Annotated in this window: 13 protein-coding genes; 6 read left to right on the forward strand and 7 right to left on the reverse strand. The window is 63.4% G+C overall.

Annotated elements, in window-relative coordinates; genetic code table 11:
• The first annotated feature begins 4 nt into the window (after positions 1-4).
• Positions 5-1,147 carry an aspartate-semialdehyde dehydrogenase gene (gene asd / locus AB0N65_RS08255; protein ID WP_364159971.1) on the forward strand — a complete coding sequence of 381 codons (1,143 nt, stop codon included), beginning with the start codon at positions 5-7 and terminating at the stop codon, positions 1,145-1,147.
• A gap of 99 nt (positions 1,148-1,246) precedes the next feature.
• Here the strand turns inward: asd and AB0N65_RS08260 are convergent, their stop codons facing one another.
• Positions 1,247-2,371, reverse strand: coding sequence for a winged helix DNA-binding domain-containing protein (locus tag AB0N65_RS08260; RefSeq protein WP_364159973.1), 1,125 nt, complete (start codon positions 2,369-2,371; stop codon positions 1,247-1,249).
• 85 nt (positions 2,372-2,456) lie between these two features.
• Between AB0N65_RS08260 and AB0N65_RS08265 the strand changes: the two genes are divergently transcribed.
• The gene (locus AB0N65_RS08265; protein WP_364159975.1) at positions 2,457-2,936 is read left to right on the forward strand and encodes a hypothetical protein; all 480 of its coding nucleotides are present in this window, start codon (positions 2,457-2,459) and stop codon (positions 2,934-2,936) included.
• A gap of 5 nt (positions 2,937-2,941) precedes the next feature.
• On the opposite strand, the gene AB0N65_RS08270 is transcribed toward AB0N65_RS08265, so the two are convergent.
• The 6 genes from AB0N65_RS08270 to AB0N65_RS08295 all read right to left on the reverse strand — a co-directional run bounded on the left by AB0N65_RS08270 (position 2,942) and on the right by AB0N65_RS08295 (position 7,353).
• Positions 2,942-4,009 carry a UDP-N-acetylmuramate dehydrogenase gene (locus AB0N65_RS08270; protein WP_364159977.1) on the reverse strand — a complete coding sequence of 356 codons (1,068 nt, stop codon included), beginning with the start codon at positions 4,007-4,009 and terminating at the stop codon, positions 2,942-2,944.
• A gap of 237 nt (positions 4,010-4,246) precedes the next feature.
• Positions 4,247-4,693: a MaoC family dehydratase gene (locus tag AB0N65_RS08275; RefSeq protein ID WP_364159979.1), complete on the reverse strand. Its 447-nt coding sequence runs from the start codon at positions 4,691-4,693 to the stop codon at positions 4,247-4,249.
• Positions 4,694-4,695: 2 nt separating this feature from the next.
• Complete coding sequence (locus tag AB0N65_RS08280; protein WP_364159981.1) at positions 4,696-5,157, reverse strand: MaoC family dehydratase N-terminal domain-containing protein; 462 nt, start codon at positions 5,155-5,157, stop codon at positions 4,696-4,698.
• Between the two features lie 62 nt (positions 5,158-5,219).
• Complete coding sequence (locus AB0N65_RS08285) at positions 5,220-5,444, reverse strand: DUF3188 domain-containing protein (protein WP_364159983.1); 225 nt, start codon at positions 5,442-5,444, stop codon at positions 5,220-5,222.
• A gap of 122 nt (positions 5,445-5,566) precedes the next feature.
• A complete protein-coding gene (locus AB0N65_RS08290) occupies positions 5,567-6,232 on the reverse strand; it encodes a DUF2797 domain-containing protein (protein ID WP_364159985.1) in 666 nt (221 codons plus the stop codon).
• A 257-nt stretch (positions 6,233-6,489) separates the two neighbouring features.
• The gene (locus AB0N65_RS08295; RefSeq protein ID WP_364159987.1) at positions 6,490-7,353 is read right to left on the reverse strand and encodes a CoA ester lyase; all 864 of its coding nucleotides are present in this window, start codon (positions 7,351-7,353) and stop codon (positions 6,490-6,492) included.
• A gap of 351 nt (positions 7,354-7,704) precedes the next feature.
• Here AB0N65_RS08295 and AB0N65_RS08300 point away from each other — a divergent pair, with 351 nt between their 5' ends.
• The 4 genes from AB0N65_RS08300 to AB0N65_RS08315 are packed head-to-tail and all read left to right on the forward strand — an operon-like array spanning position 7,705 to position 11,498.
• A complete protein-coding gene (locus tag AB0N65_RS08300) occupies positions 7,705-8,739 on the forward strand; it encodes an ABC transporter substrate-binding protein (RefSeq protein WP_364159989.1) in 1,035 nt (344 codons plus the stop codon).
• A 2-nt stretch (positions 8,740-8,741) separates the two neighbouring features.
• On the forward strand, positions 8,742-9,632 hold the full coding sequence (locus AB0N65_RS08305; RefSeq protein WP_364159991.1) for an ABC transporter ATP-binding protein: 891 nt from the start codon (positions 8,742-8,744) through the stop codon (positions 9,630-9,632).
• On the forward strand, positions 9,632-10,537 hold the full coding sequence (locus AB0N65_RS08310; protein ID WP_364159993.1) for an ABC transporter permease: 906 nt from the start codon (positions 9,632-9,634) through the stop codon (positions 10,535-10,537). The genes AB0N65_RS08305 and AB0N65_RS08310 overlap by 1 nt, the downstream gene beginning before the upstream one ends.
• A 37-nt stretch (positions 10,538-10,574) precedes the next feature.
• On the forward strand, positions 10,575-11,498 hold the full coding sequence (locus AB0N65_RS08315) for a TauD/TfdA family dioxygenase (protein ID WP_364159995.1): 924 nt from the start codon (positions 10,575-10,577) through the stop codon (positions 11,496-11,498).
• Positions 11,499-11,637 lie beyond the last annotated feature (139 nt).

Raw genomic sequence — 11,637 nt, forward strand, 5'->3', positions numbered from 1 at the left:
ATGAATGACTACAGCAGCTAATCCGTCCGTTGGACTGGTCGGTTGGCGTGGCATGGTCGGCTCCGTCCTGATGCAGCGCATGCAGGAAGAGAATGACTTCGCCACCATCAACCCGGTATTTTTCTCCACCTCGAACGCAGGAGGTGCCGCCCCGTCCTTTGCTGATGGGGCCGGCAAGCTCGAGGACGCGTTCGATATTGAGACGCTTGCCAAGCTGCCGATTATTGTCACCGCCCAGGGCGGCGACTACACCAAGCAGGTCCACGGCGAACTCCGCAGCCGCGGCTGGGACGGCCTGTGGATCGATGCCGCCTCCACCCTTCGCATGAATGACGATTCAATCATCGTGCTGGACCCCATCAACCGCGACGTCATCGACGCCGGCCTCTCCGGTGGAGTCAAGGACTTCATCGGCGGCAACTGTACGGTCTCCTGCATGCTCATGGGCCTCGGCGGCCTTTTCAAGAACAACCTGGTGGAGTGGGGCACATCCATGACCTACCAGGCTGCTTCCGGCGGCGGCGCCCGCCACATGCGCGAGCTCCTGAACCAGTTCGGCACGCTCAACAACGAGGTCAGCAGCGAACTCGACGATCCTGCGTCAGCCATCCTTGAAATCGACCACAAGGTGCTCGCTGCCCAGCGCAACGGCGTTGACGCCACCCAGTTCGGCGTGCCGCTGGCCGGTTCACTGATTCCTTGGATCGATGCCGACCTCGGCAACGGCCAGTCCAAGGAAGAGTGGAAGGCAGGTGTGGAAACCAACAAGATCCTCGGCACCGGCAAGGGCACCGCGGGCAAGGACCACATCGCCATGGACGGGCTCTGCGTCCGCATCGGCGCCATGCGCTCCCACTCCCAGGCCCTGACCCTCAAGCTCCGCGAAGACCTTTCCGTCACGGAGATCGAGAACCTCCTGGCCAAGGACAACGAGTGGGCCAAGGTGGTTCCGAACACCAAGGAAGCCTCCATGGCCGACCTCACCCCCGTGGCAGCATCCGGCACGCTGGACATCCCCGTTGGCCGTATCCGCAAGCTTGAGATGGGCCCGGAGTACATCAGCGCCTTCACCGTGGGCGACCAGCTCCTGTGGGGTGCAGCCGAGCCGCTGCGCCGCATGCTGAACATCGTGACGGGCAAACTCTAAGCCCGTCCTCCGCCAAGCCCGTCGCTAACCCGCTGTTCCGTTGCCGCCCGGCACTGGAACAGCGGGTTTTCCATGTTCTGAGCTGCACTCACCGGGCGCTCAGCCCGCCATGAACTTCGCGTAGGCGCGCCCCTGTGCCTGGAACGAACGCTCCGCGGCAGGACCGAGCGATCCAACAAACGGCTCCGGGACAACGCCCGGGCCCTTCCCGTTTCCTGCCTTCGCCCACGTGCCTACCACTTCTCCCCCGGACACGATGATGCGCTTGAACACCCCGTTCCTGCCCGGAACCACACGTTCCGCGTGCTCGGGAGCGAGGACGAGGCTCCTGTCCTGGTACCCGAGCAGGAACTCATCGAACCCGGGAAGTGCAAGCAGCGAGCGGGAGCCGGGAACACCGTCGTCGAGCATCGCAGCCGTTTCCGGCGAGAGCCAATAAGTGGTGCCGCGGTATTCCAGCTCCACCAAGCGGTCACGGATGGATGCCAGCGCTTTGCGCACTTCTGTGACGGGCACTTGGCTCCACCACGCGAAGTCCTTCACGGTGGCAGGCCCATGGCCGCGGAAGTACCGGAGCAGGAGCTCCGCGATGCCTTCCTCGCGGTCCAGGTCACGGGAATCCTTGATCCAGTCGTCATAGGGAACAAACAGCTGCTGTACGCCTGCTTTTCCACCGCTCCCGGCCATGGGTCCCTGGACGAACCACGCGCGTTGGCAGAGGCTGCCGAGGATGTGGATGCCGCGTTGGGCCTTGGTAGCCTGGCCGGCCTCTTCGAAGGCCGCGAAGAGCTGCTCGCGCGTGGCGCCGGGTCCGCTTCCGGCTGCTGCGAGGGACTCCATGGCTTTGAGGGCAATGTCACGACAGTGGCTGATGTCGTCCGGTGTGATGCCAAGTTCGCGGTGGCGGCCCGCCACCATCGTCATGAGCCGCCCACTGGTAATGCCCAAAATCCACCGGAGATCTTCGGGGGCCACCAGGTGCAGGGTGCCACGCATTGGCCATGAGCGAACCACCGTGCCGGCACTCACTGCGGCGCGTACGTCCGAGGCCGCTATTCCCCGCACCCGCTGCCCTACTGCCCACAAAGCCATTCCAAGGTCCTGCGCTTGCATTGCGGTCATCCAGCGGACGGCGTCAGGTATCGAGGCGAAGCCATCGCCGAGCAGGCCTTGGCTGGCAAGTCGGAGGCGTCCCATGACCCTCGGTGAAATAGCTGTGGGCATGCTTCATCCTAGAAGCGACTACCGCCACAGGGAACGTTGCAACGCCTCCCAGCGGCTTTCCAGCAGCCTTTCCTAAGATAGCTACATGCTTTTTGGTGATCTTGCTCCGCTGGTGCGGCCGCTCAGCCGGTGGTTGGCTGCCGCCGGTTGGTGGTGTACCGCCGTCGGGCTAGGATCCGGGCTGATCGTCGCTGTCGGCACGGGCGTAAGCCTCTCCCCCTCAATGCAAGGCATTCAAACCGTGGGCCTTGTGGCGACAGCCGCCGCCGCACTGCTGATCGGGACAGCTGCGGCCAGCCAGCCCGTTGCGGATCGCGACGACGACGCCCCCGAGCCGTGGTTCTATCCGGCAGCTGCAGCGCAGGTACGCAGTTTCCTGCTGGGCTCCATCGTGATGATGCTGGGCCTGGTGGGCTTCGCCACGGCGGGACTCTTCATGCCCAGTGGCCCTTCCCCTCAGAGCATCGCTTTTAGCCAGATCTTCCTGTTGGGATCGGTCAGTTGCGGCCTGACGTTCCTGCTGCTGAACAAGGTGCTGCCGATCGCGGAGCGACGGACCCGGTAGGTACCCTAGAGGGCCACGCCGATGAGCAGCGGTTCCGGATGCAGTTCGATACCAAAGCGATCCACGACGCCGGAGCGTACCTCGCGCGCGATAGCCACTATATCTGCCGCCGAGGCAGAACCACGGTTAGTGATGGCGAGGGTATGTTTCGTGGACAATGAGGCCCTGCCACCGGAAACACTCGATTCTTCGAGCCCGAACCCCTTGCCGAAGCCTGCCTGGTCGATCAACCATGCCGCGGAGAGCTTCACCAGTCCGTCCGTTCCAGCCGGATACCTCGGCGCATTGTCCGGCAATTTGTCCGCACGCTCGGTGGGGACAATGGGGTTGGTAAAGAACGAACCCGTGGAGTAGGTGTCCCGGTCCGAGGCATCCAGGACCATGCCCTTGGATGCACGGAGCCTGAGTACTTCGCGTCGGACATCGTTGGAGTAGGCACGCCTTCCGACCTCCACGCCCAGCACACGGGCCAGCTCGGCGTAGCGGATGGGTGCACTCATGCGTCCAAGGGGCAACTGGAATTCGACAGTCAGCACAACGTAGCGAGGGGAGCCCTCAACAGTGGTCTGTTTGAGGATCGAATCACGGTAGCCGAACTTCAGTTCCGAATTCGTGAAGGTCTGCACAGCGTTGCGTTGGCGGTCCCATGTTCGGACGGCGGCAATGGTTTGCGCTACCTCGGCGCCGTATGCGCCCACGTTTTGTACCGGCGTGGCTCCGGTTGCCCCGGGAATGCCGGACAACGCTTCCAGGCCGGACCATGCGTGCAGAACGGTGTATTCCACCAGGGCATCCCAATTATGGCCCGCCTGGACTACCAAGGAGACGCCTCCGCAGCTGTCCTCCGAGTTGACGGTGAAGCCCTCGGAGGCGATCTTGAGGACAGTTCCGGAATAGCCTTCGTCCGAAATCAACAAGTTGGAACCGCCACCAATAATCAGGAGTTTTTCCCCTGCAGCATCAGCCTTGCGAACGGCGTCGATGATTTCAGCCTCGGTGCGGGCCTCAACATAGTTGCCGGCGGGGCCGCCGACGGCAGCTGTGGTCAGGTCGGAAAGCAGCGTCTGGGTCACCAATCAAGCCTAACGGGCTTTGACCGCGTGCAGAGACGAGGACCCTTTCCCGGACACAGGGGCCAGGAAGAAGCTGATCACCAGCAGCGCCAACGGCGCCAGCTGGGAATGCAGGGTGCCGAAGTGTTCAGCAAGCAGCCCCGGTAGCAAATGCGATGCCGCTGGCGGCGTGGGAAGCAAGAACAGCGGCGCGCCACCGCGACAATTCAGACGCAGTGGCACGCCGCTGGGAGGTGTTCAGTTGGCTCCTGAGACCTTCACGACCACCTGGGATTTCATGAGGACCTTCTGTCCGGCGGCCACGACAGTGAGGTCGATGCGCGCGGTGCCGGCTTCGGCGTCGAGCGCTCCCACAACACCGGTAACGTCAATCACGGCACCCGGCTCTTCGGTCCCGGTGGTGTCAGTAACGAGGACAGGTTTGGTGAAGCGCGTCTGGTAGTCGACGACGGCGGCCGGGTCGCCTGCCCAGTCGCTCACCAACTGCACTGCCGAACCCATGGTGAACATCCCATGGGCGATGACGCCGGGCAACTCGACGGACGTTGCAAAGGCCTCGTTCCAGTGGATCGGGTTGAAGTCGCCGGACGCGCCGGCGTACTTCACGAGGTCCTGGCGGGTGACCTCAATGCTGCGGGAGCCAATTTCCTGGCCGACGGTCAGTTCTTCGAACTTCGGGCTCATGGCTACTGTCCCTCCCCGCGGACCAGGATGGATGAGGTGGTGGTGGCGACTTTTTCGCGGTCATCGGTGCCAGTGAGCGCGAAGATTTCGGAGCGGGTCGTGATCATTGCGCCACCGCCCATGGCACGGACACCGTCCACATGCAGCTCAGCAACCAGCCTGTCACCGGCAACGATCGCGCGGTGGTGTGTGAAGCGCTGGTCGGCATGGACGACCCGGGAGAAGTCGATGCCGGACTCCGGATCCTCGACGAGCTGCGCGTCGGCACGCTGGGCGACGATGATCGCAAACGTCGGTGGGGCAACGAGGTCGCTATGGCCAAGGGCGCGCGCCGTTTCAACGTCGAAGTGCGCTGGATTGTCCGCCTTTACGGCCTTCGCGAACTCGCGGATTTTCTCACGGCCGACGTCATATACCTCTGCGGCAGGGTAGCTTCGGCCCTGCAGGTCCGGATTGATACTCATGGTCCAACCCTATCGGCTGGTTCAACCCTATCGGCGCCGCGGGCGATGTGCCGCGGATGCTGCTACTTTTTGTATCCCTTGCGGATTTGCTGGCCGCGAACCACTATCCCGCCCACATGGAGCAGAAGCCCTACGCCGATCACGGGCAGCGATGCCATGGCCAAGCCTTGGTTTCCGGAAGTGTTCCCGGCAATGGAGAGGATAAGCCCGACGGCAATGAGCCCCATGGCGCTGAAGACCAGCACTTTGTAGGCGGTGGAAGCGGTGGCCCAGAATTCGTTCAGCACCGTTCAAGTCTACCGGGGCCGAATTGCGAGGCCCGCTTTGCCCCCTACCGCCGCCCTAACCTCACAAGCCCGGGCAGGGAACCCGGGCGGCGTGGGCCCTATCCCGGAGCAGGCCCCACAACTTAGAACAGGGAATCCTGAAGGGCAGGAATCTCTGTGACGTGCTCGCCGAACTCAATCCTTCGCCCCTTCAACGAGCCCAGGTCGGCAACGAAGCTGCCCTCGACGTCGTTGCCGGAAGCGTCGGGAAGGCCGGCCAAGGCGATGGCCCCGGACAGCGACCGGACCCGCAGGCCGTGCCCGCCGCCGTCGAACGCTGCAGGATACAGGTGTCGCACCGCGCCGGCAGGGCGGACGGAACAGAGCGGATCAGCCAAAGCCGGCCGGTCCCATTCCTCCTCCACGAGTGAAAATCCAGTCATGGCGAGCCCATCCAGTAGCCGACGCACCCGGTCTGCGTGACCTCGGTTGATGGACACAAGCTCGACGGCGGGTCGCGGCTCCACGAGCGCCGCCGCCTTGGCGGCGGAACGGACTTGCTGCACGAGCCCAAGCTCGCGCGTCACAAGATCCTCAAGTATCCGCACGACTTTCCCATCCTCCGCATGGGCGACATAGGAGGCGTGGACGGCACCTTGTTCGGCCAGGCGGTTCCATTTGCGCTGGGACGAGGCGGTTCCAACCTTGGTGGCACCCTTGGCGAACGTGGCGACGTAGAGCCAATGGGGCTGCATCAGGTACGCCCGCATCCCCGAAGGGACGGAACCTCCACGGTGGAAGTCATGCATGAGCCGGGAATCGTCCTTGGCGAAACATGCCCCGCATTGTTTCCCGCGTTCCGCAGGTAAACCGCTCCTGCACGGAACATGGGTGCGATCTCCAGGACCGTGGACCTTGGTATGGCCAAGACACCAGAGGCCGGGCATGACGCGCAGGCCCAGGGCTGAACCCTGGGCCAACGCAACATTCGTGAATTCCCCGTCGACCGAATGAAGCCGCAACGCCGGGGACAGGGAGTCCCAAGCCACACCATGAACCAGCATGGTTACAGGGAGGGCTGCACCCCGAAAGCCACTGCGAGCTTCATGATCTTCTCCGCACGGCCAAGGCGCGGGAGGTCGGAGCCGTCGCGGATGACTCGGCCGTTGGCTTCGAAGTCGTTCATGAAGTCAGTGGCCCATGCGACGTCAGACGGCGTGGGGCTGATGACCTCGTTGATGACGGTGGTTTGATCGATGGCGAGGCAGAGCTTGCCGGTCATGCCCATGGTCACCGTGATGCCGGTCTGCTCGCGCAGGATGGGGTGGTTGGTACCCACGGTGGGGCCGTCGATGGGCCCCGGGAGGTTACCCACGCGGCTCGCGACGACGAGCTTGGCACGCGGGTAGGCCATGGCTTCCGGGGTGGCTGCCATACCGGTGTCGCGGCGGAAGTCACCCGAACCGAAGGCAAGACGGAAAGCACCCTGGGCACGCGCGATGTGGTTGGCTTCCTCGATGCCGAGAGCCGACTCCACGAGCGGAATCACGGGGGTCTTGCCGTCCATGCGGTGGAAAGACTCCGTGACCTGGTCCGCGGATTCGGTCTTGGCCAGCATGACGCCGAGCAGGCCCGGAGTGCCGCGCAGGCCCGCCAGGTCATCGGCCCAGAACTTGCTGGTGGCATCGTTGATGCGGACCCAGGCCTGGCCGCCACCGGCGAGCCAGTTCACGACGTTCTCGCGTGCGGCGTCCTTTTGGGACGGGTCTACGGCGTCTTCGATGTCCAGGATGATCGCGTCTGCCCGTGATCCAGCTGATTCGTCAAAAAGTTCCGTCTTCATGGCATTCACAAGAAGCCAGGAACGGGCGATATCGGCGGGAATATTGCGGGTAGGCCGAACGGACTCGGCGGCGATGCTAGACGTCATGTATCTACCGTATCCGCCCGGCGCCCCGCAAGGCCAAGAATTGCGCCCGGTTGTGAGGATCAATACGAACTAAACGCCGTATGACTTTCCCCTGGGCGGAGTATGACTGGCCGACGACCGAACGCGCCAGTCATTGGCAACGAACCTGCCGCACTTCTTCACTGGGCTCAACACAGGGACATTGTTTCCCCCGGTAACCCCGGATTTCGTCCCGTTTCCCGCTGTTTCGCACCGTTTCCGGGCGTTACCGCCGCACTTTCCACCCGCCGTCGGGATGGGCTTACATCATTCCCAAGCCGCTGAAGCAGCCGGCTCCCCCCAACACATCACAACCACTCGAAAGTAGCTCCCATGAAACTGCAACTGCCCCTGCTGAGCGTCGCGGCCGCCGTCGTACTAGCGCTGACGGTGACCGGCTGCGGCGGTGCAGCCACAGCCGGCCAAGAGAACCAAAGCGGCACTGAGGTCAAGGAACTGCGCTACCAGGGCTGGGCCAATACAGTCACGTTCCCCGAACTCGCCGAGGACTTGGGCTACCTGGGCGACGTCAAGCTGAAGTGGGTGGGCAACACCACCAGCGGGCCCCAGGATATCCAGTCCGCAGCAACCAACCAGACCGACTTCGGGGGTGCTTTCACTGGTGCCGTCACCAAACTCATCGAAGCCGGGGCACCCGTCAAGGGCGTCGTGAACTACTACGGCGCCGACGAGAAGAACTTCAGCGGCTACTACGTGAAAGCTGACAGCGACATCAAGGAACCGCGGGACCTGATCGGCAAGAAGATCGCCGTCAACACCTTGGGCGCCCACCACGAAGCGGTCATCAACACCTACTTGACCAAGAACGGCCTCAGCCCGGACGAAATCAAGCAGGTCCAACTGGTTCCGTTGCCGCCAAATGACACCGAGGAAGCCATCCGTCGGGGACAGGTGGATGCCGGGACGCTCGGCGGGGTCCTCCAGGACCGCGCGATCGAAGCCGGCGGACTGCGCTCCCTGTTCAACGACTACGAGCTGTTCGGAACGTTCGCCGGGGGCCAGATCGTGCTTCGCAACGACTTCATCGAGAAGAACCCCAACACCACACGCGAATTCACCACGGCGATCGCCAAAGCCATCAAGTGGGCTACGGAAACTCCGCGTGAGGAAGTCATCGCGCGCTTCACCAAGATCATCGAGAGCCGCGGACGCAACGAAAGCACAGCCAACCTCAAGTACTGGAAGAGCCCGGGCGTACCGGACAACGGCGTGATCAAGGACGAGGACTTCACCCGCTGGGAAAGCTGGCTGAACTCCTCGGGGATCGTGAAGGGCCAGCTCACGCCGTCCAAGTACTACACGAACCAGTTCAACGAGTTCGCCGCCCAACCCGCGACGAAGGGATAGTCATGACAGCGAAAATCAGCCTCAAGAACGTCACCAAGGAATTCACTGTCCGCGCAACCAAGGGTGCCGCGGCAACCCGGCTCACCGCCATCGACGGGCTCAGCCTGGACGTTCGCGACGGCGAATTCCTCACCTTGGTCGGCCCCAGCGGCTCCGGGAAGACCACTCTGCTGGACCTGCTGGCCGGACTGTCCACGCCGACCTCCGGGGAGGTCCTGGTGGACGGCAAACCCGTCACGGGCCCGGGCAAGGACCGTGCAGTGGTATTCCAGCAATACGCGCTCTTCCCTTGGCGGACGGCTTCGGCCAATGTGTCGATCGGGCTTGAGGGCACCGGGCCGGACGGCAAAAAGCTGAACCGCCGCGAACGGGCCGCCAAAGCCAAGGAGTACCTGGCACTTGTTGGCCTGGCCGGGTTCGAGGACCGTTACCCTCATGAGCTGTCCGGCGGCATGAAGCAGCGTGTGGCCATTGCCCGGAGCCTCGCCTACGAGCCCGACGTCCTGCTCATGGACGAACCCTTCGCCGCTTTGGACGCCCAGACCCGCGAGCAGTTGCAGGACGAGTTGCTCAGGATCTGGAAGGCGACCGGCAAGACGATCGTGTTCATCACCCACGGCATCGACGAGGCCGTCTACCTCGGCCAGCGCGTGGCCGTCCTGAGCGCACGTCCCGGCCGGCTCAAGGAAATCGTCGACATCAACATTCCGGACCGCGACGGCGACGACGACATCCGCTCCAACCCCGCCTTCGTGGAGCATCGCCACGAAGTGTGGACCCTCCTGCACGATGAAGTCCGCCGCGCCCAGGACGCCGGGCACCGCAAGATCCTGCCCGACGGCAGCGCACCTGACGAACCTGCCAACGCCACTCCCGAAAGGAGCGCCGCCTGATGACCACCACCTTGGCCCGGGCTGAAACTGCAGCCTCCGCGCCTGACAGAACAGCCGCCGTCGAACGTTCCCTCCCCCAGGAGGAACAGCGTACGACGCCGGTCCGCGCCACAGTGCGTCGGGTCGCCTCCGTGGCGGGTTCCGCCGTGTGGAAAGCAGCGGCGATCCTGGCCTTCCTGGCCCTGTGGGAGCTTGGCCCGACGTACCTTGCCAGCCCGTCCACCCGTGTCTTCCTGCCGCCGCTCCATGAAGTGCTCCTGGCGTGGGGCAAGCTCTTCGAAGCGGGCACGATTCAGGGCCACATCGCAGCGAGCCTCACCAGGTCCGTGGCCGGTTTCGGTGCGGCGCTGGTGGCGGGTGTTGCGCTGGGGCTGTTAATCGCCTGGTACGGAAAGTTGAACTCCGTCCTGAATCCGCTGCTGGAGCTGTTCCGCAACACTGCGGCGCTGGCCCTGCTCCCCGTTTTCACGTTGCTGCTGGGGATCGGCGAGGAATCGAAGATCAGCATCGTTGCCTATGCCGCGTTTTTCCCGGTGCTGCTCAATACGATCGCGGGCGTAAAAACCGTGGATCCGTTGCTGATCCGGGCGGCGAGGTCGCTGGGGCTGAACAGCTTCCGGCTTTTCCAGAAGGTCATCCTGCCCTCGGCGGTTCCCACCATCTTCACCGGTATCCGCATGGCGGGCACAGCGTCCATCCTGGTGCTGATCGCCGCGGAGATGGTAGGCGCAAAGGCAGGGCTCGGCTACCTGATCGTGAACGCCCAAAGCAGCTTCCTGATCCCGGACATGTACGCGGGCATCCTCACCGTCTCATTGCTGGGCCTGGGAGTGAACTTCCTCCTCGTCGCCCTGGAGCGGCACTTCTCCCGCTGGCGGACCGCAGTGGGCGCGGACGCTTCCTAAACCACCCTGATAAATCAACCAACAGTAAGGAACAAGCATGACCGTCATCACCGAAACCAAGCTCGAGTTCAAGAAGCTGGGCTCCCGCATCGGCGCCGAAATACGCGGCCTGGACATCAGCGGACACCTCAGCGAGGACACCGTGGCCCAAATCCGTGCGGCACTGAACGAACACAAGGCCTTGGTGTTCAGGGAGGCCAACATCCTCACCGACGAAGCCCAGGTGAAGTTCGCTTCGCGTTTCGGACCGCTGACCAAGGCGCACCCCACGGTTGCCTCGGTCGAGGGTGAGGAGAACGTCCTTCCCGTGGACAGCGAGAACGGTTCGGCCAACAACTGGCACACCGATGTCACGTTCGTGGTCAACCCGCCGCAGGCTTCAACGCTGCGGAGCATCGATCTTCCTGCCTACGGGGGCGAAACGCTCATCGCGTCGTCTGCGGGCGCCTACCAGGACTTGCCGGACGAACTCCGGACCTTCGCGGACACGTTGTGGGCCATCCACACCAACGATTATGACTACTCGGTGCCCAAAAACCTGGAGCACGCCAATGCCGAGGAACGCCGCAAGGAGTTCACCCGGCTGAAGTTCGAAACCGCCCACCCCGTGGTGCGGGTCCACCCGTTGACCGGCGAGCGCGGATTGTTCATTGGGGGCTTCGCGCAGCGGCTTCGGATTGTGGGCTTGTCCAACACGGAATCCAAGGACATCATCCGCCTGCTGCAGGCTTACGTGACGCGTCCGGAGAACGTGGTGCGGGTGAACTGGGAGCCGAACCAGGTGGTCCTTTTCGACAACCGCATCACGCAGCACTACGCACCTGACAACTACGACGGCCAGCCGCGCAAGCTCAACCGTGTGACAATTGCGGGCGACATTCCCGTGGGCGTGGAGGGCAAGCCGAGCCAGGCCATCCAAGGTGACTCAAGCACCTACTCGGTGGTGGCTGAACTGTCCTAGGGGAACGTATGTGTTGCTGTTTTAACCCAACTGAGTCGCAGTTAAGCGACTCTTCTATGGTTGTCAACGTAGCGACGGTTCGAGGCTGTTGGCGTTGAGTGTGCGGTAGATCCGTCGGGCGAGGTAGCGTTTGACGCAC

This window comes from Paenarthrobacter sp. NPDC089322, from assembly GCF_040684895.1.
GTDB lineage: Bacteria > Actinomycetota > Actinomycetes > Actinomycetales > Micrococcaceae > Arthrobacter.